This window comes from Xenorhabdus eapokensis (genome assembly GCF_001908105.1).
On the sequence record NZ_MKGQ01000040.1, the window covers coordinates 1 to 24,570 of the forward strand.

The following is a 24,570-nucleotide window of genomic DNA, read 5'->3' on the forward strand; positions in this document are numbered from 1 at the left end:
AACATTTTCGTGCAATAGCAACAAGATACGATAAGCTTGAACGGAATTACGCCAGTATGTTGGCTCTGGCGTTTATCATTGTCTGGTTGCCCATGTGGGTTGAATGAATTATGACCTTAAAACATCAACAGACCCTAATAATTTCCACATTTTTCTCATAGTGATTAATTCCGGTTTGAACTTTTTTAATAGATATTTTGTTTGAAAATAACTCATCATAACGTTATCTATTTAAAGAAAGTTAATTTTGATTTCTGGTGGTTATTATATGCATTAATGATTTGAATGTTGAGTTATTACTGCAAAAAGTTAAGCGTTTATACTGGTTTGCTTATTGAACCAGATAAACCAATCAGTTAAGGTAGCCCCGCCATTGGCAAAATCCAATGATCAAGGTTTTGCAGCCTTGGATTCATCTACACTGGCAAATACTCTCAGTCGTCCGTGGCCGAAAGGCGGAATGGATCATCGCTAATTATCTCGAAATACATCGTAATTTTTCACAAGGTTGGAACGTTTGGTGTACTGACCTCTATAACACATCCAATTCTTATTTTTCTTTAGTACTCATGTTGTTCTGTGAGTTTTTGTGCTGAGGATTTTTCGGTGGGGTAATCGGTGGGGTAATTCTAAGTAAAAAGGCACTTTCTACATAGTAAAAAGTGCCGATTTAACAACATGATCTAAAACTAGGATCAGTTCATGCCGTATTTTTTCAGTTTCTTACGCAGGGTACCACGGTTGATTCCCATCATCAGTGCTGCGCGAGTCTGGTTGCCACGGGTGTATTGCATCACCATGTCCAACAGTGGCTGTTCTACTTCAGCCAGTACCAGCTCATACAGGTCATTAACGTCTTGACCGTTCAGTTGAGCAAAATAGTTCTTCAGTGCTTGTTTAACTGAATCACGCAGAGGTTTTTGAGTTACCTGATCTTGTGAATTTACAGTAGCAACGGTTAGTACATCAGAATTTACGCGTTGTTCGAACATAGTTCTGTCAGCTCTTTTCTTTATTTACGCAAAAATTTTCGAAGTATGCCTTCAACGCCTCCAGCTGTTCGCTGGCATCCTCTATGGCGTTGAATGTGCGCCGAAACTGGTCATCAGGGGCATGTTCCTTGAGATACCAAGATACATGCTTGCGTGCAATACGAACTCCTTTGCCTTGACCGTAAAAATCATGCAGTTCTCGTACATGCTCGCTCATGAAGCGCTGCACTTCGCCAAGAGGCATCGGTGGCAGCAATTCTCCTGTTTCCAGATAATGCTGGATTTCCCGAAAGATCCAGGGTCTTCCCTGAGCAGCGCGGCCTATCATCAGGGCATCAGCCCCAGTGTATTCAAGCACTGCTCTGGCTTTTAGCGGGTCAGTAATGTCGCCATTGGCAATAATTGGAATGGCAACAGTCTGCTTAACTGTCCGAATATTGTCGTACTCGGCCTCACCATTAAACAGGCAAGCTCGTGTCCTGCCATGTATCGTAAGAGCCTGAATGCCACAACGTTCGGCCAATTGGGCAATTTCTACACAGTTACGTTCTTCCGGTGACCATCCTGTGCGGATCTTCAAAGTGACAGGCACATCAACTGCATTGACTACCGCAGAAAGGATTTTTTCAACCAGTTGCGGATAGCGCAGTAATGCAGAGCCTGCCAGCTTACGATTCACCTTCTTAGCTGGGCACCCCATATTGATATCGATGATCTGAGCGCCATTGGCGACGTTAATTTTCGCCGCCGCCGCCATTTCATCGGGATCACTACCGGCTATTTGTACAGAACGCACTCCGGGTTCGTCGCTATGAACCATACGCAGACGCGATTTATCCGTCTTCCAAACCTGGGGATTGGAAGAAAGCATTTCTGAGACTGTCATTCCTGCTCCCATCTGGTAGCAAAGAGATCGAAACGGGCGATCTGTTATGCCTGCCATAGGGGCTGCAATAAGACAGTTTTTCAACTGGTATTGTCCGATACGCATAGACGAAGAAAGAGTGGTCAACTGTGACTAAGGGCGCGTATATTACGCATTTTTCACAAGATATGAAAGGCCAAACTTTGAGCGAATCGACATTTATACCGGATTTTTTCCAGTTGATTTTTTTAAATTTGGTTTATTACTGTTAAATAACAAATAGTTACATTTTATTACTGAAATTTGTTATTACTGATATTTCTCATCATAAATAGAGCGGATTACCACCAATTGACCTCCTGGGAGATCATTTTAGTGGATAATCTCGCTTTTCAATAGGCATCAGGTGATTATTTTTTAATCCCTGTGATGCGACACCATTCTTCTTGTTCAACTATTGGATCAATAATGAATTCATTGTCATAGGCTTGGGCTACCCCTTCAGCCTGACTGGCCAGAACACCGGATAAGCCCAATAATCCACCAGATTTAGGCAGTGAGCCGATGACAGGGGCCAGTTCGCGCAGAGGACCCGCCAGAATATTGGCAATCACGATATCGCATTCGAGGTCTTTAGGTTGATCTTTAGATAGATAGAGGGTTAATTGGTCAGATACCCCATTGCGTTCGGCGTTATCCCGGCTGGCTTGAATGGCTTGTGGGTCGATATCAATACCGATGGCGTGTTTTGCACCTAGTTTCAGGGCGGCGATAGCCAATATGCCTGAGCCACAACCAAAGTCGATGACCGTTTTACCGGTCAGGTCAAGGCCATCCAGCCATTGCAGGCAAAGGGAGGTCGTTGGGTGAGTACCTGTCCCGAAGGCCAGACCAGGGTCAAGCATCACATTGACAGCGTCTGGTTCGGGCACTTCGCGCCAGCTAGGGCAGATCCACAGACGTTTACCGAAGCGCATAGGGTGGAAGTTATCCATCCACTCACGCTCCCAATCTTTATCTTCCAGTTGTTCAATTTTGTGGATAAAGCCCTTGCCCAGTTGTGGCAGTTGTTCCAATTGGCTGACAACCGCTTTCATATCCATTTCAGCGTCATACAGGCCGATAACATCGGTATCACCCCATAAACGGGTTTCGCCCGGCAGAGGCTCAAAAATAGGCGTATCGTGGCTATCCTGAAAGGTGACTGATACGGCGCCACTTTCCATCAGCTCATCGCCTAACGCCTCCGCTTGTTGTCCCGTGGTGTTTAATCTTAATTGTATCCAAGGCATAAAAAATTCTCGTTTTGTGAATCACGTTATTGTGTGAAATATCATCGTTTAGAGCAAATCACGCTGAATTTGTTCCCTATCCAAAATGCCAATAAACTCAGCAATAGCGATGGCACGATAGGATGAAAACCAAGAAGCTGGATGTTGAAAGTTGCCAGCATGGTATAACTTGCCGCACCGGTCAGCATTGAGCCGATCGCTCCTTGGGCATTGGCTTTTTCCCAATATAATCCCAGAACCAGTGGCCAAAGGAAAACGGCCTGCAATCCCCCAAATGCCAGCAAGTTCAGCCAGATAATCATCTCAGGTGGGCGCCAGGCTGCCAGCAGCAGTAATGCCCCTAGAAATAGAGTGGAATAACTGGAGATACGTGACAGTTTTTTCTCTTGGCTGATCTGGTGTGGAAACAGGTTTAAATAGAGATCTTTGACGATAGTAGCCGAAGATTGCAGCAGTTGGGCGTTAATGGTGGACATAATCGCAGCCATGGGTGCAGCCAGAAAAATGCCAGCAGCAACAGGAGGCAGTACCGTGATCATTAAGGTTGGGATCACTTGATCGGGGATCGTCAGATCAGGAATGATAGCTCGGCCAAGGGCACCAGCAAGGTGCATGCCGAACATCAGGAAGGCCATCACGATCGTGCCAAGCACAATACCACGGTGAACGGCTTTACTGTCTTTATACGAGATACAGCGCACCGCAGTGTGTGGTAGCCCAACGACACCAAAGCAGACCAATACCCAGAAAGAGGCCATAAATGGACCTGTAAGGATATTATCGGCACCGTAAGGAGAAATCAGGTTTGGGTCAATGGTACGCAGTGTCGTAACCGCGGCTGACAGCCCGCCGGCTTTATAGATAATGCCTGCCAGTAATAACGCGGTTCCCAGCAGCATAACCAGCCCCTGTAAGGCATCATTGAGGACGCTGGCCCTAAAACCGCCAAATGCGGTATAGAGGGCAATGGAAACACCAAAAATCAATAACCCGGTATCGTAAGGGATGCCCGCCGCTGTCTCCAGTAAACGAGCACCGCCAATGAATTGTACTGTCATGGCACCAACAAAGGCGACCAGCAGGCTTATACTGGCAAACCAGACCAGAAAGCGGCTCTGATAACGTGCATATAGCATGTCATTGAGGGTGACCGCATTGTAACGGCGGGCGAGGATAGCAAATTTTTTCCCCAATACGCTAAGCGAGAGCCATATCGCCGGCAGTTGGATCAGTGATAACAATACCCAACCGATACCATACTTATAAGCGGCACCAGGGCCACCAATAAATGAGCTGGCACTGATATAAGTTGCGGTAATGGTCATTGCCAGTACAAAACCCCCCATAGAACGGTTGCCGAGAAAATACTCACTGAGGAATTCACCTGTTTGTCGGCGGCGATAAGCATAGATTGAGAGTATGAACACTAATGCCAGATATCCGACAAGAGGCAGAATGACTTCACTTTGCATCACTATCCTCCAGCGGAATATCTTTGAATATAAACTTCACCATCAAGTAGCAGAGGATGATAAATAAGGCAGGTAGCAGCAGGCAAGCCAGTTCAAACCAGCGAGGCAAGCCAGTTAAGCCGATGGCATCACTGGGTAAATAGGCGCACAGCAGCCAGCCAACAAGATAAGCCAGCGTTAGGAATATCGCCCAGCGTGCTTCTTTATTGGATTGAACAAATCGTCCGTCCATTCGTTCTCCGGGTAATTTATATGAAACAAAATATGGGGGAATTGTACGGTAATGCGTAGATTTATTCAGGAGAAAATGTGTCGTGGAAATTGGAATAAAATCAAAATACTGTCTCAATTTTCGATAAGACATAAAAAAATCCCACCGATAAAAGATGGGATTTCATGCAAAGCAACAAACGTTAAATAAGCGTCAGAAAAACCTTACTTATCATGTAAGCCTAGTTTCTTCTCCAGATAGTGGATATTGGTTCCGCCTTGCTGGAAGTTCTCGTCACTCATGATTGCCAGTTGCAGATCGATATTGGTCTTGATGCCATCAATGATCAACTCAGCCAGTGCGTTCTTCATACGCGCAATTGCCACTTCACGGGTTTCGCCGTAAGTGATCAGTTTACCGATCATGGAATCATAGTAAGGCGGCACGGTATATCCCGCATAGATATGGGATTCCCAACGCACGCCAAATCCACCTGGTGAGTGGAAATGGGTGATCTTGCCCGGACTTGGCAGGAAGGTTTTCGGATCTTCTGCATTGATACGGCATTCGATCGCATGGCCTTTGATTTCGACCTCTTCCTGTTTGATAGACAGTGGTAAACCAGAAGCGATACGTAGCTGTTCCTTAATCAAGTCAATGCCAGTGATCATTTCAGTCACTGGATGTTCAACCTGAATACGGGTATTCATCTCAATAAAGTAGAATTCACCGTTTTCGTACAGAAACTCAAATGTACCCGCTCCGCGATAGCCGATTTCAATGCAGGCATTGGCACAACGTTCACCGATGCTGCGGCGCAGTTCTGGAGAAATACCTGGTGCTGGCGCTTCTTCCACCACTTTCTGGTGACGGCGCTGCATGGAGCAGTCACGTTCAGCCAGATAGAGTGCATTGCCCTGACCATCAGCCAAAACCTGAATTTCAACGTGACGTGGGTTTTCAAGGAATTTTTCCATGTATACCATGTCGTTGTTGAAAGCTGCCTTGGCTTCTGCACGGGTCATGGCGATGGATTGTTCCAGATCTTTGTCGCTGCGTACAACGCGCATACCACGACCGCCGCCGCCGCCCGATGCTTTGATAATCACCGGATAGCCGATGCGATTTGCAATGGTTTTGTTTTTCTCGGCATCGTTACCCAATGGGCCATCAGAGCCAGGGACGCAAGGGACGCCCGCTTTTTTCATGGCGCTGATAGCGGAAACCTTATCTCCCATCAAACGGATGGTATCCGCTTTCGGGCCAATGAAAATAAAGCCAGAACGCTCGACCTGCTCGGCAAAGTCGGCGTTTTCAGACAGGAAGCCATAACCCGGATGGATTGCCTGTGCGCAGGTGATTTCTGCCGCAGAGATAATGGCAGGAATATTCAGGTAACTTTTTGCTGAGGCGGCTGGACCGATGCAGACGGTTTCATCCGCCAGCAGGACGTGCTTCAGGTCACGGTCTGCCGCAGAGTGCACAGCCACGGTTTTGATCCCAAGTTCCTTACAGGCTCTCAGGATACGCAGTGCAATTTCACCGCGGTTAGCAATGACAATTTTTTCAAGCATGGGGTGCGCCTCGTTATTCGATGACGACCAGTGGCTCGTCGAATTCAACAGGTTGACCGTCTTGAGCCAGAATCGCTTTCACTACGCCCGTTTTGTCAGCTTCGATCTGGTTCATCATTTTCATCGCTTCAACGATGCACAGGGTTTCGCCCTGATTAACATGCTGGCCGACTTCAATGAAAGGTTTCGCATCTGGGCTGGGTGAACGGTAGAACGTACCCACCATTGGGGAGCGAACTGTATGACCGCTAATTTCAGCAGGTTTATCCGCGGCGACTGGCGCAGCGGCCTGCACTGGCTGCTGAACAGGCGCAGAAATATATTGCTGGGTCATAGGCATTGCCGTAGCTGTTGTTGTCCGGCTGATGCGTACTGATTCTTCACCTTCAGAAATTTCCAGTTCAGAAATGCCAGATTCTTCAACCAGCTCGATCAATTTTTTTATCTTACGAATATCCATGAGTGTGGTTCCGTACTTTTAAGTCAATTAGTTGGATGTTGACAAGCGGTTGACCGCTGCCTGTAATGCGAAACTATAACCATCCGCTCCCAATCCGCAGATGACGCCTACTGCAATATCGGAAAGATATGAGTGGTGACGGAATGGCTCGCGGGCATGCACGTTGGAAAGGTGGATCTCAATAAATGGGATATCTACCGCCAGAAGTGCGTCGCGCAATGCCACGCTGGTATGCGTGTATGCCGCAGGGTTGATTAAAATAAAATCCGTATTGCCCCGCGCAGAATGAATTCTCTCAATCAGTTCAGATTCTGCGTTGGATTGCAGATGGGATAATTCAGCCCCTGATTGCTGAGCTTCTTTTGACAGTCTGTTAACGATGTTATCAAGCGTTAACTTGCCGTAGGTCTCTGGCTCTCGGGTTCCCAACAAGTTCAGGTTAGGACCATTCAAGAGTAAAATGCGAAACTTGTCTGCCATTGTGCGGGTATCTCCGGCAATCTGTCAACAATCGACCAAGATAACTCGATGTTAACGGTTTGTCATCTCTTTCTGATAGCTAGAATTGTAAATTTGACGATAAAGCCCGACATTATAAACATATCGTGGCATTTAGCAGCTAAATACTGGTCTTATCAGCGCACTTTCACGACTGTTCTGCCCGTAATTTGATTGTTTATCAACTTATTGGCGTATTCGGACACCTGTTCTAAGGTAATTTCATTAGCGGTTTGTTGATAAAAGGAATCTGGCAGTAGCGCTTGCAAACGCTGCCAAATGGCTGGGCGTTTCAACGCGGGAACAGTGACAGATTCCACACCCTGCAAACGAACATTACGCAGAATAAACGGCATTACGCTCGTGGGTAGCTGACTATCACTTGCCATACCACAGGCGGCTACTGTACCGTTGTAACGCACTTGTGCCAGCAAGGTAGCCAATACGGTGCCACCAACGGTATCTATCACACCGGCCCAACGCTGTTTTTCTAATGGACGTGATGGCTGGTTGAAGTCATTGGCGGGCAAAACCGTTTTTGCTCCCAGTGAGAGCAGGTAATCTTGACTATCGAGTTTACTGCTAATCGCAGTGACGGAATAGCCCAGTTGTGACAGCAAGGTTATTGCCGTACTGCCAACACCACCACTGGCGCCCGTCACGGCAATTTCTCCGCTGTCAGGGGTGATGCCCCCTTGTTCCAACGCCATAACACATAACATGGCAGTAAAACCCGCCGTGCCGATGATCATCGCTTGTCGGGTATTTAATGCGTGCGGCAGGGGGGTCAGCCACTCACCAGAGACTCTCGCTTGTTCTGCCAGCCCACCCCAGTGCGTTTCCCCCACGCCCCAGCCAGTCAGCAAAACATGCTGCCCGACGTGAAAACGGGGATCTTCGGAATGATGAACAACACCAGAAAAATCGATCCCTGGCACCATCGGAAATTGGCGGATAATCTTCCCTTTGCCGGTGATGGCAAGGGCATCTTTGTAATTGAGTGTTGACCAATGGATATCAACGACCACATTACCCGCTGGCAATTGAGATGCATCAATATGTTGAATAGATGCTGATAATGTTTCGTGTTGTTCCAGTAATAAAGCTTTCATGATCATCCTCTCTTGATAGATATCTATCTGACATTATTACCTGTTTAGCGCTACCACGGTTCTGGTATTACCACAATTTGGCATCACTGCAATTTTGCGTTACTACAATTTTGCGTTACTACAATTTTGCGTTACTACAATATAGATAAAACCTGATGTACTGAAATGGGCAGGCAACAATGTTGTGATATCTCGCCAAATTCACCTATTATTTTTATAATGAATGAACTATTTCGCCTTGGGACTTTCTTTATTTGGTGATTACTTTTGATAACGTATTTATCAGCATCACATAACTACAAAGATTGGGAATATCTCTGGGGTTGTCGTCTCCCAATACGCACTATAATGTTGGTTTTTGGGTGTATTAGGTGGTTTTAGGGGCTGTGATGGAATTATTGGTGAAATTAACTCATTTTTATTCAGTTTTTTTCTGCTCCGTTAGAGAAAAGTAACGTAGAATATCGTGTTTCTGATATGAATAACGTAGCCACTTTTATTGAAGTAGTAAAAGTAGTTAATTATGCGCCTTGTCGCTGCTTCATGTGGTTGGTAGAGTAGACGGACAATCTCCGTCCCCAGCTTGCAGGATTATCCTTTCGTTATGTTAAAGAAATTTCGTGGCATGTTTTCCAACGATTTGTCCATTGACTTGGGTACTGCCAATACCCTTATTTATGTCAAAGGCCAAGGAATAGTATTGGATCAACCCTCTGTCGTTGCTATTCGTCAGGACAGAGCCGGTTCACCAAAAAGCGTCGCAGCAGTAGGGCTGGAAGCAAAACAGATGCTGGGACGTACTCCGGGTAATATCGCCGCAATTCGTCCCATGAAGGATGGGGTCATTGCTGATTTTTATGTTACCGAAAAAATGTTACAGCATTTTATCAAGCAGGTTCACAATAACAGTTTCATGCGCCCAAGTCCGCGCGTGTTGGTCTGTGTGCCTGTCGGGGCGACGCAAGTTGAGCGTCGTGCCATCCGTGAATCTGCCCAAAGTGCAGGCGCGCGGGAAGTATTTTTAATTGAAGAACCTATGGCGGCGGCTATCGGTGCGGGTTTGCCCGTTTCCGAAGCAACGGGTTCAATGGTCGTTGATATTGGTGGGGGAACCACTGAAGTTGCCGTTATCTCCCTTAATGGGGTTGTTTATTCTTCTTCTGTACGTATTGGCGGTGACCGTTTTGATGAAGCCATCATTAACTACGTTCGTCGCAATTATGGCTCCCTGATTGGGGAAGCAACAGCAGAGCGCATCAAACATGGAATTGGTTCTGCTTATCCAACGGATGAAGTGCATGAAATTGAAGTACGTGGCCGTAACCTTGCCGAAGGTGTACCGCGTAGCTTTACACTGAATTCCAATGAAATTCTTGAAGCCTTGCAAGAACCATTAACGGGTATTGTGAGTGCTGTTATGGTTGCTTTAGAACAGTGTCCACCAGAATTGGCTTCCGATATTTCTGAACGTGGCATGGTACTGACTGGCGGTGGTGCGCTGCTGCGTAATCTTGACCGTTTACTGATGGAAGAAACCGGAATTCCTGTCATTGTGGCTGAAGATCCCCTGACCTGTGTTGCCCGTGGTGGTGGCAAAGCACTGGAGATGATCGACATGCATGGTGGCGATCTGTTCAGCGAAGACTGAAAGTAACTCTGCGAGCTGGGAGGTGAACGTGTTTTATTGGCGCCTCCTTGCTGATTGTTCCAGAGTTTTATCATTTACGAAACAACGCAGCCCGACAATACGCCATTTATGAAGCCGATTTTCAGCAGAGGGCCTTCTCTGCAACTACGACTCTTTTTTGCTATCATTGTTGCCATTATTTTAATGGTGGCAGATAGCCGCCTTGGTGTTTTCAATAAAGTCCGTAGCTACATGGATACGGCTGTGAGTCCCTTTTACTTTCTTGCCAACGGCCCGCGACAGTTTTTGGACGGTATATCAGAATCTTTTGCCAGCCGTAATCATCTGGAGCTGGAAAATCGAACCCTGCGGAATGAATTGCGTTTACAGGACAGCAAATTGCTGCTGTTGGGGCAACTAAAACAAGAAAACTCCCGTTTACGTGAATTGCTGGGATCGCCTTTGCGTCATGATGAGCACATGATGGTATCGCAGGTGATTTCCGGAGGGATGGATCCATACCGCGATCAAATAGTTATTGATAAAGGGGCGAAAGATGGCGTGTACGAGGGACAGCCGGTTATCAGTGATCGCGGTGTCGTGGGGCAAGTGACGTCCGTGAGTCAGTTGAGCAGCCGGATCTTGTTGATTTGTGATACTTCTCATGCCATACCTGTGCAGGTATTGCGTAATGATATTCGTGTTATCGCAGGTGGAGCAGGGTGTACAGATGATCTCTTGCTGGAACCTTTACCGAGTGATACTGATATCCGCGTAGGTGATGTATTGGTGACATCGGGGTTGGGCGGGCGTTTTCCCGAAGGTTATCCTGTGGCGGTAGTCTCTTCGGTCAAAATTGATAACCAGCGGGCTCATGCGGTAATTCGCGCCCGCCCATTGGCTGAATTGCAGCGCTTGCGCTATTTACTCCTATTGTGGGGGGGGGATAATGATCCCTCTGAACCATTACCACCTTCGGAAGTCTACCGCGCTGCCAATGAACGTTTGATGCAGATGTTACCCCAGGTGTTGCCAAATCCGTCAACTGAGTCACCGCAGTTGCTGGCACCAAAATCAGCAGAAGCGCCAGCGGAAAAACCGACACCTAAATCGTCATTACCAGCTACAGGAAATCGTCAATGAGTCAATACTATAGCCAAGGTCTTTGGGTCATTTGGTTATCTTTCCTGATTGCGATAGTGTTACAAATTATGCCGTGGCCGGAGCAGTTTTTTATGTTTCGGCCTACCTTACTGATGTTGTGCTTAGTTTATTGGTTGCTTGCGCTTCCCCATCGTGTCAGCGTTGGTACGGGCTTTATATTGGGGATTATTACGGATCTGTTGCACGGAAGTATTTTGGGCGCACATGTTCTGGCATTTAGCATTATCAGTTTTCTGGTCGCTTTCAAATTCCAGCTTATCCGCAATATGGCGCTTTGGCAGCAAGCCCTGGTTATGGTCGGTCTTTCGACACTAATGAACCTCTGCGTTTTTTTGGTTCATGCTCTGTTACTCAAGGCCATCTTTCATCCAGAAGTGTTCTGGAATGGGGTGGTCAATGGTATTCTCTGGCCTTGGCTCTTCTTATTAATGCGGAAAATCCGTCGTCAATTTTCAGTCCGTTAAAATGGATTCTAGTATTTAAGGGCAAAGGCATATAACAAAAAATAGCTGATGGGATAGACTCCTAAGGATTATTCGCGATGAAAACCATTTACTTAGCTTCTGGCTCCCCAAGACGGCGTGAGCTGGTGGGATTATTGGATTTTAACTTTGAAATCCTGGCACCTCAGGTTGAAGAAAAATGGCGTGAAGGAGAGCCTCCACAGCAATACGTTACTCGATTAGCCAGAGAGAAAGCACAGGCTGGCGTCGCCATTGCACCACACGATTACCCTGTTTTGGGAGCTGATACTCTTGTTGTATTGAATAATCGAATTTTGGAAAAACCGCGAAATCAGCAACACGCTGCGGAAATGCTTAACGCTTTGTCTGGTCAGTGCCATCAGGTCATGACGGCTGTTGCTTTATCGAACAATCAACATACCTTGAGTGAGATAGTTATTACAGATGTGATATTCCGCCAGTTGTCCCAACGGGAAATACAGGAATATATTGCAACTGGGGAGCCAATGGATAAAGCCGGCGCTTATGGCATTCAAGGTAAAGGCGGTTGTTTTGTCAGAAAAATTAATGGCAGTTACTACGCTGTTGTCGGCTTGCCACTGGTGGAAACGTGTGAATTAATCACACGATTTTTAGCGTTAGCTGATGGGAAGGAGTATTCATGACAGCAGAGTTATTAGTCAATGTAACACCATCCGAAACGCGGGTTGCTTATATTGATGGCGGTATATTACAAGAAATTCATATTGAACGGGAAGCCAAAAGGGGCATTGCCGGCAACATTTACAAAGGACGTGTGAGTCGGGTTTTACCGGGTATGCAGGCAGCTTTTGTCGATATTGGGTTGGAGAAAGCGGCTTTTTTGCATGCTTCGGATATCGTGCCCCACACGGAATGTATTGCTGGCGAAGAGCGAAAGAATTTTCATGTCAGGGACATCGCTGAATTGGTGCGTCAGGGGCAGGATTTACTTGTTCAGGTAGTGAAAGATCCTCTGGGGACAAAAGGTGCCCGTCTGACAACGGATATCACCTTACCGTCACGTTATTTGGTGTTTATGCCAGGCGCATCGCATGTGGGCGTTTCACAGCGCATAGAGAGCGAAGAAGAGCGTGAGCGCCTAAAAAGCATCGTCATGGAGTATTGTGATGAGCATGGTGGTTTTATTATCCGCACGGCCGCTGAAGGGGTGGGAAAAGAAGAACTGGCACAGGATGCCGCATTTTTGAAGCGCCTGTGGAGTAAAGTGATTGAACGCAAAAAACGCAATATCACCAAAAATAAGGTATATGGTGAACTAGCACTGGCGCAGCGTGTTTTACGTGATTTTGTTGGTGCTTCCCTTGATCGCATTCGAGTCGATTCCCGTCAAACATTTCTCCAATTGCAGGAATTGATTGATGAATATATTCCTGAAATGAACGCTAAACTGGAACATTATCAGGGAAATCAACCGATATTTGATCTGTACGACGTGGAAAATGAAATTCAGCGGGCGCTGGAACGTAAGGTGGAATTAAAGTCAGGCGGCTATTTGATCATTGATCAGACAGAAGCCATGACGACAATTGATATTAATACCGGTGCTTTTGTCGGGCATCGCAATTTAGAAGAGACTATCTTTAATACTAATATCGAAGCAACACAGGCAATCGCCCGACAATTAAGGCTCCGTAATTTGGGCGGTATCATTATCATTGATTTTATTGACATGGGTAATGAAGAACACCGTCGCCGTGTATTAGCTTCCCTGGAACAGGCATTAAGCAAAGACAGGGTGAAAACCACCATCAATGGTTTTTCTCAATTGGGTTTGGTTGAGATGACGCGCAAGCGTACACGGGAAAGTATCGAACATATCTTGTGTGATAATTGCCCAACGTGTCAGGGACGTGGCACGGTAAAATCCGTCGAAACCGTCTGTTATGAAATCTTGCGTGAAATTGTACGGGTCAATCGCGCAATTAATGCTGATCGTTTTCTGGTTTATGCCTCGCCAGCCGTCAGTGAAGTCTTGAAAGGGGATGAATCCCACGCATTGGCCGAGGTAGAGATTTTTGTCGGTAAACAGGTCAAAGTGCAGACAGAACAGCGTTACAGCCAGGAGCAATTTGACGTCATTATGATGTAACACAAGCCGTTAATTTGTAAAAGCGAGTCTATAGAAGAAGTTTTTAAAAAACTAGCTGGCAGAGAAGTAGCGCTGGCAACCAAGGAGAAATGCGTGAAGCGACTGCCGGGGATACTATTAGCGACAGCCGCAATAGTCATTATCATTGTGGCTTTGCTTGTCAGTGGGTTGCGTTTCTTCCTGCCACATATCAATGAATATCGTCAGCAATTAGTCGAAAGAATTGCTGACGTGACAGACATTCCTGTCAATATTGGCTACATAAAAGGTCATTGGGAATCTTTTGGTCCTCGTCTGGAAATCCGTGATATCAGTGCGAAAACGGCAGATGTCGATATTCATGCCAAAAAGGTCATACTTTCTTTGGATGTTTGGCGTTCACTTTTACAACGGCGCTGGCATTTTCGTGATTTGTCCTTTTACCAGCTTCAGGTTAATTACGATAAGCCTTTGTTTGGAGAAGAGGGAGAAAATAAATTTTCTCAGCCAGATAGCCTGTCTAGCCTGTTTCTTGAACAATTCAATCAGTTTGATTTGCATGACAGCCGATTGACCTTTTTGACGCCATCGGGTGAAAAAGCGGATTTGTTATTACCGCAGCTAACCTGGCTGAATAAAGATAACCGTCATCGGGCACAAGGCAGCGTGAGCCTCTCTTCGATTAATGGGCAAGAAGGCATTGTTCAGGTGAAACTTGACCTGAAAGATAGTGATGGAATTCTGGATAATGGCGCCGTTTATTGGCAGGCCGATGATATCGATATGCGACTGTGGTTAAGCCGTTGGTTAAGGGATAATACAGGGTTGGATAATGCCCATTTCAGTTTAGCCAGTTGGATTACCTTAAAAAACGGGCGGATTGATAGTGGACGTTTGCAGCTTAAGCAAGGTGGCGCTAATTGGCATATCGGAAATGAAAAACATCAGCTTGAAGTGCATGACTTCCTGGTGCAAATGCGTCGCCAGGGTGAAGGCTGGTTATTTGAAGTACCAAATCTGGCAAGCCTGAAAACTGATGAGCAACGATGGCCTGAAGGGCAGCTCACGACGCTGTATGTTAAGCAGTCAGCGCAATATCAGGGGAATGATCACTGGCGTATTCGTGCCGAAAATATTCAGCTTGAATATTTAAACGGGATATTACCGATACTCTCTTTTGTGACACCAGATACCGTTAAAGATTGGCAGCATCGACAGCCCAAGGGGATGATTGACAATTTTGCCCTCGATATTACCCCCGCGCATCCCGATGATATGGGAATTCGCCTGAAATGGCGGGATATAAGCTGGTCACGCTGGAAAGAACTGCCTGCAATCAACCATTTCAGCGGCAGGTTAGAAGGGAATAAACAGTGGGGAAAGCTCAATTTTGCCTTAAAAAACAGCACCATTGATTATGGCAATATGTTTCAGGCACCGCTTGAGATCGCCAGTAGTGAAGGGCAGGTATCTTGGAAAAATGATCAAAATGGTATGGCAGTATGGAGTCAGGGGCTGGATTTGCAGGCCAAATCGCTATGGCTCAATGGCAATTTCCATTACCTAAAACCCCATAACAAACCACCTGTTTTGGCCCTGTTAGCGGGAATTCGCGCCAATGATCTGGGTGAAGCTTGGCGCTATTTCCCCAGACCACTGTTGGGGGGATCTCTGACCGACTATTTGACCGCTTCCTTGATTAAGGGAAAGGTTGATAATGCGACCTTGGTTTTTCATGGTGACCCTCATGATTTCCCGTTTAAACAGAACAATGGTCAATTTCAGGTATTTGTACCGCTGCGCCATGCCACCTTTCAATACCAACCCGATTGGCCGGCTTTGTTTGATTTGAATATCGATCTGAATTTCCAGAATAACGGCTTGTGGATGCTGGCACCGAAAACGCATTTGGGAAAGGTAGAGGCGACTAACGTTTCAGCAGTGATCCCAGATTACGGCAAGCATAAGCTGTTTATTGACGCTGCACTCGCTGGCGATGGGAAGAGTATTCATGATTATTTTAACCACAGCCCGATGGCTGACACGATTGGCAGCGCACTAGAAAACTTACAGCTTAGTGGCAGGGTGGATGGCAAACTCCATCTGGATATTCCCTTGCAGCATGGGAAAGTTGCGGCAAGTGGAGAAGTGACGCTGAAAGATAGCCATCTGTTCATTAAGCCATTGAATAGTGAAATGGCGCATCTCAATGGCAAATTTCGCTTTGACAATGGTAACTTAAAAAGTGAGACATTATCGGCTAATTGGCTAGGAAATCCCTTGTCCCTGAAATTTTCTACCCAAGACTCGGCAAAACATTATCAGGTCGATGTGAAACTGAATTCACATTGGGCGGCAAAGGCATTACCAGAACTTCCTGCGGAGATTCGTAACCAACTATCTGGAACACTGAATTGGCAGGGAGACGTCAATGTTACGTTACCTTCTGGTGAGACAAAAAGTGATGTGAAATATCGTATTGCAGTTAATGCAGATTTGTCACACTTGAACAGTAAATTACCAATACTGGACACCGAATCTCTGAGAGAATGGAAGAAGGTTAATCTCAACGCAGAAGGTGATATAAACCAGCTCCAGATCAAAGGATTAATCGGTAAGCGATATGCATTCAATACCCAGTGGAGGCTGGAAGAAGCTCATGCCAAATTGCAGCGGGGTATTTTTAATAGAGATCGTGATGGGATACCTGAGCTGCCGAAAAAATCGTTGTTGGCATTAAACTTGCCTGTCGTTGATGGTGAAAAATTATTGGCGTTGTTTGCACTTTTGCATTGGAAGCCATCGGAAGAAGAGGGTTATCTGTGGCCAAATGTATTTGAAATTGCATTGCCAGCACTGGATATTGCTGGACAGCGTTGGAATCAGCTCACATTTAATATCATGCAACAAAACGGCGAAATAACTGTGAGTGCAAAGGGGAAAGAGATTAGTGGCAACCTTCTGATTGCAAAGAATAAGCCGATGCAGGCATCAATCGATTATCTTTATTACGATCCTCTGCTTGCGACAGATTTGTCGAATGATGACAAAAAATTCATGCCAGATAAGGCCCCAGTGCCCCATTATGCATTGAACCGTTGGCCTGCATTGGATGTCAAATGTGCAGAATGCTGGGTTGCTGGTTTAAAACTCGGTAAAGTATCCGGATCGATTAGGCCAGAAGGTGATTCTCTGATTTTGACCAATGGGCAAATGGAAAACAGCGCCGGAAACCTGACATTATCTGGTCGTTGGTATGAAAACAACACCGGAAGCCATAGCCATATCAAAGGGCAACTATCAGGAAAAAAATTCGATGATCTGGCCGCTTATTTGGGCTTTATCGTTCCGATTGTGGATGCGCCTTTCAAATTTGATTTCAATTTGAAATGGCAAAATGTCCCGTGGCAGCCAGATCTCAAAACACTGAATGGCACGCTGACCGGAGACATGAAAAAAGGGGCTATCGCCAAATTGGGAGGCGGCAGAGCTGGGCAATTATTCAGGTTTATCAGTTTTGATGCGTTGTTGCGTAAATTACAATTGGATTTTAGTGATACATTCAGTAATGATTTCAACTTTGATTCCATTCGTGGTGACGCAACGGTAAAAAATGGTGTCGTGTATACCGATAACTTTCTCATCGATGGATTGGCAGCGGATATTAATGCTACCGGACGGACAGATTTAGTTCGTCGTCAGATCGATATGGCACTGGTCATTACACCAGAAATTTCGACAACGGTGGGCGTCGCGACGGCCTTTGCCGTCAATCCGGTGGCTGGTGCGGCAATTTTTGCCGCGACAAAAGCTCTGCGGCCGCTATGGAGCAAGATATCGGTGATTCGTTATCGGTTAACGGGCAGCCTCGAACAGCCTAAAATTGATGAAGTTTTACGTCAGCTTAAGGAGAATAAAGGGCCATGAAAAACGTCAATGTTGCTCTTTTACAATTATGCAGTGGAACGAATGTCAAACACAATTTAGCGCAAATTGAACAGCAGATTAAGCAATTACCAAAGACAGTAAAACTGGTTCTGACACCAGCAAATGCCCTGTTATTCGCTGATGCTGATACCTACCGCGCACATGCAGAAACGCAAGGAAGTGGGCCATTGCAACAGGCCGTGAGCGAAATAGCACAACGTTACGGTGTTTGGCTATTGATTGGCTCTATGCCGCTTATCAGTCGAGAAGATCCCACTCGTATCACCAGCAGTAGTTTGCTGTTTGATGATCAAGGTGAAATTCGGGCTCGTTACGACAAAATTCACATGTTTGATGTCAATATCAACGATGAACACGGTGCCTATAATGAATCCACGATTTACCAGCGTGGGGAACATATTACCGTTGTTGATACACCCGTTGGTCGCCTGGGAATGACTATCTGTTATGATCTGCGTTTTCCGGGACTTTTTCAGGCATTGCGTGAACAGGGGGCCGAGCTTATTTCCGTTCCGGCGGCTTTCACCCGCTTGACAGGTAAGGCGCATTGGGAACCCTTGCTGAGAGCCCGTGCTATCGAGAATCAATGCATTATTTTGGCACCTGCACAGGTTGGTGTACATGGCACTCGCAGGACATGGGGACACACAATGGCGGTCAGTGGCTGGGGAGAAATTATCAAAAAAAATCCTCTGACCGTCAGTGCATTACAGCTTAATATCCGTCGGGATAGTTTGACTCACATGCGTGAGCAGATAAAAGTGGTAAAACATAACCGCTTCCGTCCACAACTGACTTCTTTGATAAAAAAGAATACAAATTAAGATAAAAGAGTAATCAATATGAGTTTAACTTATGTCAGTGAGCATTTACTGGCTGCTAATAATTTGAATCATCAAGACTTATTTTCGGTACTGAGTCAATTGGCGGAACGGCGTCTGGACTATGCCGATCTCTATTTTCAATCCAGTTATCATGAAACATGGGTATTGGAAGACCGCATCATCAAAGATGGCTCCTATAATATCGATCAAGGTGTGGGCGTTCGCGCAGTCAGTGGAGAAAAAACAGGTTTTGCTTACGCAGATCAAATCACATTGAATGCGTTACAGCAAAGCGCTCAGGCTGCGCGTAGCATTGTGCGGGAAGTGGGTAATGGCATTTCGCATACGTTAGGTGCCGTGACGCATAAGGCACTTTATCCGGCTGCCGATCCTTTACAGAGCATGAGCCGTGAAGAAAAAATTGCTTTGTTGCATCGTGTTGATCACATTGCACGTGCGGAAGATCCCCGTGTACAAGAAGTGAGTGCCAGCCTGACAGGTGTTTATGAGCAGGTGCTGGTGGCGGCGACGGACGGGACATTGGCAGCAGACATTCGCCCATTGGTACGCCTTTCTGTCAGTGTATTGGTGGAAGAAGATGGTAAGCGTGAGCGTGGCGGCAGTGGTGGCGGTGCTCGTTATGGTTACGAATATTTCCTGCGCACCGAAGATGGCCAGATTCTGGCAGAGCAGTTTGCTCGTGAAGCGGTTCGCATGGCACTGATCAACTTGTCAGCAGTTGCCGCGCCTGCGGGCACTATGCCTGTCGTATTGGGGGCTGGATGGCCGGGAGTTCTGCTGCATGAAGCGGTGGGGCACGGTCTGGAAGGGGACTTTAACCGCCGTGGGACTTCGGTTTTCTCTGGACAAATTGGGCAAAAAGTGGCCTCAGATCTTTGTACCGTAGTGGATGACGGCACACTTGAAGGGCGCCGTGGTTCACTGGCGATTGATGATGAAGGCGTTCCGGGGCAATACAATGTCCTGATCGAAAATGGCATTTTGAAAGGCTACATGCAGGATAAACTTAACGCTCGCTTGATGGGCGTGGCTCCGACGGGTAACGGTCGCCGTGAATCCTATGCACACTTGCCGATGCCACGTATGACCAATACTTACATGCTGGCGGGGAATTCTACACCAGAAGAAATCATTGCCAGTGTAGACCGTGGGTTGTATGCACCCAATTTTGGTGGCGGCCAGGTAGATATCACATCGGGTAAATTTGTTTTTTCAACTTCAGAAGCCTATTTGATTGAAAACGGCAAAATTACCAAGCCAGTAAAAGGTGCGACCTTGATTGGTTCGGGTATTGAAGCCATGCAGCAAATTTCAATGGTTGGAAATGATTTGGCTCTCGACAAAGGTGTAGGTGTCTGCGGTAAGGAAGGCCAAAGTGTACCAGTGGGTGTTGGGCAACCAACTCTGAAACTGGATAACCTGACCGTAGGTGGAACAGCCTGATAATTTCTTGAGCAATAGAACACATAGCTTGAGGTCATCATGAAAAAGAGCATTCTGGCGGCGGTATTATTGGCTCTGGCTATCATATATACCGCTTTTGCCAACTCAGAGAAAGAACGAATTGATGTTCTGACTGAACAAAATCGTGTTGCGGACTACCTGCGCCAGAATCACACATTGCCAGATTATTACATTACGAAGAAGCAGGCTCGTCGCCTTGGTTGGAACGCTCGTGCAGGTAATTTATGTGAAGTATTGCCGGGCAGAGCTATTGGTGGTGATAAATTTTCCAACCGTGAGAATAAATTACCGACAAAATCCGGCCGTCACTGGTTTGAAGCGGATGTAAATTATCGGTGTGGGCACAGAGGAAGTGACAGGTTGCTTTATTCTAATGATGGTTTTATTTATCTGACGGTTGATCACTACAACAGTTTTACCCGACTAGAGTAATGATATGAAAAAGGTGGAATTCGACTTTAGCCAACTCCCTGATTTGAACGCTTTCTATGCTGAATTCAAACAACGCTTCGATCTTGGGGATGATTTTGGTGCTAACCTGGATGCGCTATGGGATGCAGTGACTGGTTATATTCAGTTACCTGTTGAGATTAATTTTATCCACGTGACTCCGCAAAAAAGAACGCGCTTTGCAGCATTAATATTGTTGTTCGAAGAAGCCCAAGAGGAGCTGGAAGGGGAATTGCGGTTTAATGTGATAGATTGAATTTTCTCTTCTGTTGATATTCCTTAAGCCGCTTGCGACGATGCAGGCGGCTTTGTTTGCTATTTTTAGACTCATTCCTGAAAAATTTGGTTATCATTGATTGATACCAATTCCAACATCAGAAAATCTAAATAATTCATATTGGTTTCTGATATTGGAATCACTTCACGGTGATCGTTTACCACTCACCGTAGGGGTATTTTTTCCCTTTGATAAAGTCTTTGATATATTCAGGGTAATCGTCTCCATAACCACTAGAATGCTTTGTTTTTCCCTGACATACTGTCATCTTTTCGCCGAAAACTGATTCACCAGTAGCAATTAAGATATTATCACCATTGTTTTTATCATAACCTAGTAACCAAGCTCGGGCATTTCCACCAGGTGCTAATCCAACAAATATTGTATCTCGATAGAATATATGCCCTTTCACTCTGCGCCCGATATAGGGTTCACGCATCAGTTGCCTTACATCTGGCGTAAAGTCAAATGTTGTTTGGTAGGATTTTTTATCGATCACCGAATCCCAACAAACAGTCAATGAACGGGGTAAAGCTTCACCATAGTTTCGAATACCACTACTCCCCCCTAAACGTTTATTCCAGTCATGCAAACTTTCATAATCTGGGTTTGCACCATCTGGCATAAATTTTTGAACAACATAGTTATCCTCATCCTGAAATTGGACAAAGCTGATGCTGGCAGGAAAATATTTCGGTGTGCGTAACTTAAACCACCATTTATCATAAGGCAACGGCTGACTGTGGCGCACAATAGGCTTGTAATTTACGACTCGTTTTCCGGGCAGATAAGACTGGCAGGCGGTTAATCCCACTATCACACTTAAACCCAATAACAGGACTAATGCTTTTTTGTGTCTCATTTTGAAATTTCCTTACCGGTAAGATCAAATATGGCTCGGTGCCATTTTTCACAAGGGCGGTTCACAAGACTGATTAACTCTACGGCATTCACACCATATTTAGTCTGGATCAAGGCTAGCTCTTCTTCGTTAAAAGGAATGACTGACTGGCCTTGCCGGATTGCACGCCCCTGCTCAATGTGTTTTGCTAAGATTGGTGGCAGTTCCAACATCAGAAACGATAAATAATTCTGATTGGTTTCTGATGTTGAAATCACTTCACGGTGATCGTTTACCACTCACCATAGGGGTATTTTTTTCCTTTGATAAAGTCTTTGATACGTTTGGAATATTCCGCATAGCCATCAGGATAGTTTGTTTTATCCTGACATACCGTCATATTATCGCCGGAGACTGATTTACCGGTGGCAATTAAGATATTATCGCCATTATTCTTATCAATGCCGTTTAACCATGCGCGAGCTATACCACTTGGCGCTAAACCGATATAAATAACCTTCCGGTAATCAGGGGGTTGTTTTTCATAACCAGGATAAAAAGCAGGCTCGCGCATTAGTTGCCAAACTTCGGAGGTAAATTTAAAGGTTGTCTGATAAGATTTTTTATCAATTACCGAATCCCAGCATATAGTCAATGAACGGGGCAGGGCTTCACCATAATTTCGGATACCACTACTTCCCCATAATCGTTTATTCCAGCTATTCACACTTTCGAAATCTGAACTAGCTCCATCTGGCATGAATTTTTGTACAAGGTAGTTATCTTCATCCTGAAACTGAACGAAGCTGACACTGGCAGGAAAATATTTCGGTGTACGCACTTTAAACCACCATTTATCATAAGGTAGCGGTTCACTGTGGCGTACAATGGGTTTATAAGTCACCACCCGTTTTCCGGGCAGATAAGACTGGCAGGCGGTTAATCCCACTATCACGCTTAAACCCAATAACAGGACTAATGCTTTTTTGTGTCTCATTATGAAATTTCCTTACCAGTAATATCAAATATGGCTCGGTGCCATTTTTCACAAGGGCGGTTCACAAAACTGATTAACTCTATGGCATTCACGCCATATTTAGTCTGGATCAAGGCTAGCTCTTCTGTGCTAAAAGGGGTTAATGACTGGCCTTGCCGGATTGCACGCCCGTGCTCAAAGTGTTTTGCTAAGATTGGTGGCAGTTCCAACATCAGAAACACTAAATAATTCTGATTGGTTTCTGATGTTGAAATCACTTCACGGTGATCGTTTACCACTCACCGTAGGGGTATTTTTTTCCTTTGATAAAGTCTTTGATATATTCTGGGTAATCGTCTCCATAGCCACTAGAATGCTTTGTTTTTCCCTGACATACTGTCATCTTTTCGCCGAAAACTGATTCACCAGTAGCAATCAAGATATTGTTGCCGTTGTTTTTATCATAACCTCGTAACCAAGCCCGGGCAGCTCCGCCAGGTGCTAAACCAACAAATATTATATCCCGATAGAATATATGCCCTTTCACTCTTCGCCCGATATAGGGTTCACGCATCAGTTGCCTTACATCTGGTGTAAAATCAAATGTTGTTTGGTAGGATTTTTTATCAATCACAGAATCCCAACAAATCATCATCCGAAGTGGTAAGGCTTCACCATGGTTCTTAACGCTGCTACCAGGACCTCCCCCTAATTCTTTACTCCAGTCGGTCAAACTCTGAATACTTGATTGAGCACCATCATTCATAAATTTTTGCACAATATAGTTATCTTCATCCTGAAACTGAACGAAGCTGACACTGGCAGGGAAATATTTCGGTGTATAAATTTGAAACCACCATTTATCATAAGGTAGCGGTTCACTGTGGCGTACAATGGGTTTATAAGTCACCACCCGTTTTCCGGGTGGATAGGACTGGCAGGCGGTTAATCCCACTATCACGCTTAAACCCAATAACAGGACTAATGCTTTTTTGTTTCTCATTTTGAAATTTCCTTACCGGTAAGATCAAATATAGCGCGGTGCCATTTTTCACAAGGGCGGTTCACAAGACTGATTAACTCTACGGCATTCACACCATATTTAGTCTGGATCAAGGCTAGCTCTTCTTCGTTAAAAGGAATGACTGACTGGCCTTGCCGGATTGCACGCCCCTGCTCAATGTGTTTTGCTAAGATTGGTGGCAGTTCCAACATCAGAAACGATAAATAATTCTGATTGGTTTCTGATGTTGAAATCACTTCACGGTGATCGTTTACCACTCACCATAGGGGTATTTTTTTCCTTTGATAAAGTCTTTGATACGTTTGGAATATTCCGCATAGCCATCAGGATAGTTTGTTTTATCCTGACATACCGTCATATTATCGCCGGAGACTGATTCACCGGTGGCAACTAAGATATTGTCACCGTTGTTTTTATCATAACCTCGTAACCAAGCCCGGGCAGCTCCGCCAGGTGCTAAACCAACAAATATTATATCCCGATAGAATATATGCCCTTTCACTCTTCGCCCGATATAGGGTTCACGCATCAGTTGCCTTACATCTGGCGTAAAGTCAAATGTTGTTTGGTAGGATTTTTTATCGATCACCGAATCCCAACAAATCATCATCCGAAGTGGTAAGGCTTCACCATGGTTCTTAACGCTGCTACCAGGACCTCCCCCTAATTCTTTACTCCAGTCGGTCAAACTCTGAATACTTGATTGAGCACCATCATTCATAAATTTTTGCACAATATAGTTATCTTCATCCTGAAACTGAACGAAGCTGACACTGGCAGGGAAATATTTCGGTGTATAAATTTGAAACCACCATTTATCATAAGGTAGCGGTTCACTGTGGCGTACAATGGGTTTATAAGTCACCACCCGTTTTCCGGGCAGATAAGACTGGCAGGCGGTTAA

General features: G+C 45.5%; 26 protein-coding genes and 2 pseudogenes. 12 read left to right on the plus strand and 16 right to left on the minus strand.

Annotated features, from left to right (window positions below; genetic code table 11):
- Together Xedl_RS25850 and Xedl_RS39370 are read left to right on the plus strand one after the other, a co-directional pair.
- Window positions 1-107 (plus strand): annotated as a pseudogene (locus Xedl_RS25850) (IS5/IS1182 family transposase); the annotation flags it as partial.
- A 236-nt stretch (window positions 108-343) separates the two neighbouring features.
- Window positions 344-491, plus strand: a pseudogene (locus Xedl_RS39370) (helix-turn-helix domain-containing protein); the annotation flags it as partial.
- A gap of 204 nt (window positions 492-695) precedes the next feature.
- Here the strand turns inward: Xedl_RS39370 and fis are convergent.
- The 9 genes from fis to acuI all read right to left on the minus strand — a co-directional run bounded on the left by fis (window position 696) and on the right by acuI (window position 8,476).
- Window positions 696-992: a DNA-binding transcriptional regulator Fis gene (gene fis, locus Xedl_RS17065; protein ID WP_010847912.1), complete on the minus strand. Its 297-nt coding sequence runs from the start codon at window positions 990-992 to the stop codon at window positions 696-698.
- Window positions 993-999: 7 nt separating this feature from the next.
- A complete protein-coding gene (gene dusB, locus Xedl_RS17070; protein ID WP_074024970.1) occupies window positions 1,000-1,983 on the minus strand; it encodes a tRNA dihydrouridine synthase DusB in 984 nt (327 codons plus the stop codon).
- Window positions 1,984-2,267: 284 nt separating this feature from the next.
- Entirely contained in the window at window positions 2,268-3,149 is an 882-nt protein-coding gene (gene prmA, locus Xedl_RS17075) for a 50S ribosomal protein L11 methyltransferase (protein WP_074024971.1), read from the minus strand.
- 41 nt (window positions 3,150-3,190) lie between these two features.
- On the minus strand, window positions 3,191-4,621 hold the full coding sequence (gene panF / locus Xedl_RS17080) for a sodium/pantothenate symporter (RefSeq protein WP_074024972.1): 1,431 nt from the start codon (window positions 4,619-4,621) through the stop codon (window positions 3,191-3,193).
- Window positions 4,611-4,853 (minus strand): YhdT family protein, encoded by a 243-nt coding sequence (locus Xedl_RS17085; RefSeq protein WP_074024973.1) that lies wholly within the window; start codon window positions 4,851-4,853, stop codon window positions 4,611-4,613. The genes panF and Xedl_RS17085 overlap by 11 nt, the downstream gene beginning before the upstream one ends.
- Before the next feature lie 203 nt (window positions 4,854-5,056).
- Window positions 5,057-6,406 carry an acetyl-CoA carboxylase biotin carboxylase subunit gene (gene accC / locus Xedl_RS17090; protein ID WP_074024974.1) on the minus strand — a complete coding sequence of 450 codons (1,350 nt, stop codon included), beginning with the start codon at window positions 6,404-6,406 and terminating at the stop codon, window positions 5,057-5,059.
- A 13-nt stretch (window positions 6,407-6,419) separates the two neighbouring features.
- Window positions 6,420-6,866 carry an acetyl-CoA carboxylase biotin carboxyl carrier protein gene (gene accB, locus Xedl_RS17095; protein WP_074024975.1) on the minus strand — a complete coding sequence of 149 codons (447 nt, stop codon included), beginning with the start codon at window positions 6,864-6,866 and terminating at the stop codon, window positions 6,420-6,422.
- Window positions 6,867-6,893: 27 nt separating this feature from the next.
- Window positions 6,894-7,346 carry a type II 3-dehydroquinate dehydratase gene (gene aroQ / locus Xedl_RS17100; RefSeq protein WP_074020503.1) on the minus strand — a complete coding sequence of 151 codons (453 nt, stop codon included), beginning with the start codon at window positions 7,344-7,346 and terminating at the stop codon, window positions 6,894-6,896.
- 155 nt (window positions 7,347-7,501) lie between these two features.
- Window positions 7,502-8,476: an acrylyl-CoA reductase (NADPH) gene (gene acuI, locus Xedl_RS17105; RefSeq protein WP_074024976.1), complete on the minus strand. Its 975-nt coding sequence runs from the start codon at window positions 8,474-8,476 to the stop codon at window positions 7,502-7,504.
- Window positions 8,477-9,080: 604 nt separating this feature from the next.
- Here acuI and mreB point away from each other — a divergent pair.
- From mreB to Xedl_RS17155, 10 genes are all read left to right on the plus strand, one after another.
- Entirely contained in the window at window positions 9,081-10,124 is a 1,044-nt protein-coding gene (gene mreB, locus Xedl_RS17110; protein ID WP_047768715.1) for a rod shape-determining protein MreB, read from the plus strand.
- A 108-nt stretch (window positions 10,125-10,232) separates the two neighbouring features.
- Window positions 10,233-11,246, plus strand: a complete 1,014-nt coding sequence (gene mreC, locus Xedl_RS17115; RefSeq protein ID WP_074024991.1) for a rod shape-determining protein MreC — start codon at window positions 10,233-10,235, stop codon at window positions 11,244-11,246.
- Window positions 11,243-11,731, plus strand: a complete 489-nt coding sequence (mreD, locus tag Xedl_RS17120) for a rod shape-determining protein MreD (RefSeq protein ID WP_074024977.1) — start codon at window positions 11,243-11,245, stop codon at window positions 11,729-11,731. Before mreC ends, mreD begins: the two co-directional genes overlap by 4 nt.
- 77 nt (window positions 11,732-11,808) lie before the next feature.
- A complete protein-coding gene (locus Xedl_RS17125; protein ID WP_074024978.1) occupies window positions 11,809-12,396 on the plus strand; it encodes a Maf family protein in 588 nt (195 codons plus the stop codon).
- Window positions 12,393-13,862, plus strand: a complete 1,470-nt coding sequence (gene rng / locus Xedl_RS17130) for a ribonuclease G (RefSeq protein WP_074024979.1) — start codon at window positions 12,393-12,395, stop codon at window positions 13,860-13,862. The genes Xedl_RS17125 and rng overlap by 4 nt, the downstream gene beginning before the upstream one ends.
- A gap of 93 nt (window positions 13,863-13,955) precedes the next feature.
- Window positions 13,956-17,768: an AsmA2 domain-containing protein YhdP gene (yhdP, locus tag Xedl_RS17135; protein WP_074024980.1), complete on the plus strand. Its 3,813-nt coding sequence runs from the start codon at window positions 13,956-13,958 to the stop codon at window positions 17,766-17,768.
- Entirely contained in the window at window positions 17,765-18,613 is an 849-nt protein-coding gene (gene nit1 / locus Xedl_RS17140) for a deaminated glutathione amidase (protein WP_074024981.1), read from the plus strand. Before yhdP ends, nit1 begins: the two co-directional genes overlap by 4 nt.
- Before the next feature lie 18 nt (window positions 18,614-18,631).
- Window positions 18,632-20,077 (plus strand): metalloprotease TldD, encoded by a 1,446-nt coding sequence (gene tldD, locus Xedl_RS17145; protein ID WP_074024982.1) that lies wholly within the window; start codon window positions 18,632-18,634, stop codon window positions 20,075-20,077.
- Between the two features lie 39 nt (window positions 20,078-20,116).
- Entirely contained in the window at window positions 20,117-20,530 is a 414-nt protein-coding gene (locus Xedl_RS17150) for a ribonuclease domain-containing protein (protein ID WP_074024983.1), read from the plus strand.
- Window positions 20,531-20,534: 4 nt separating this feature from the next.
- On the plus strand, window positions 20,535-20,804 hold the full coding sequence (locus Xedl_RS17155; RefSeq protein ID WP_074024984.1) for a barstar family protein: 270 nt from the start codon (window positions 20,535-20,537) through the stop codon (window positions 20,802-20,804).
- Between the two features lie 178 nt (window positions 20,805-20,982).
- On the opposite strand, the gene Xedl_RS17160 is transcribed toward Xedl_RS17155, so the two are convergent.
- The 7 genes from Xedl_RS17160 to Xedl_RS17190 form a co-directional block, all read right to left on the minus strand.
- A complete protein-coding gene (locus Xedl_RS17160; protein ID WP_083600381.1) occupies window positions 20,983-21,687 on the minus strand; it encodes a DUF2931 family protein in 705 nt (234 codons plus the stop codon).
- On the minus strand, window positions 21,684-21,965 hold the full coding sequence (locus tag Xedl_RS17165) for a hypothetical protein (RefSeq protein ID WP_074024985.1): 282 nt from the start codon (window positions 21,963-21,965) through the stop codon (window positions 21,684-21,686). The genes Xedl_RS17160 and Xedl_RS17165 overlap by 4 nt, the downstream gene beginning before the upstream one ends.
- Window positions 21,959-22,663 (minus strand): DUF2931 family protein, encoded by a 705-nt coding sequence (locus Xedl_RS17170; protein WP_074024986.1) that lies wholly within the window; start codon window positions 22,661-22,663, stop codon window positions 21,959-21,961. The genes Xedl_RS17165 and Xedl_RS17170 overlap by 7 nt, the downstream gene beginning before the upstream one ends.
- Window positions 22,663-22,941 carry a hypothetical protein gene (locus tag Xedl_RS17175; RefSeq protein ID WP_074024987.1) on the minus strand — a complete coding sequence of 93 codons (279 nt, stop codon included), beginning with the start codon at window positions 22,939-22,941 and terminating at the stop codon, window positions 22,663-22,665. The genes Xedl_RS17170 and Xedl_RS17175 overlap by 1 nt, the downstream gene beginning before the upstream one ends.
- A complete protein-coding gene (locus Xedl_RS17180; RefSeq protein WP_074024988.1) occupies window positions 22,935-23,645 on the minus strand; it encodes a DUF2931 family protein in 711 nt (236 codons plus the stop codon). The genes Xedl_RS17175 and Xedl_RS17180 overlap by 7 nt, the downstream gene beginning before the upstream one ends.
- On the minus strand, window positions 23,642-23,923 hold the full coding sequence (locus Xedl_RS17185) for a hypothetical protein (RefSeq protein ID WP_074024985.1): 282 nt from the start codon (window positions 23,921-23,923) through the stop codon (window positions 23,642-23,644). Before Xedl_RS17185 ends, Xedl_RS17180 begins: the two co-directional genes overlap by 4 nt.
- Window positions 23,917-24,570 (minus strand): DUF2931 family protein (locus Xedl_RS17190; protein ID WP_244149737.1); only part of this gene is annotated, 654 nt, incomplete at its 5' end. The genes Xedl_RS17185 and Xedl_RS17190, both read right to left, overlap by 7 nt.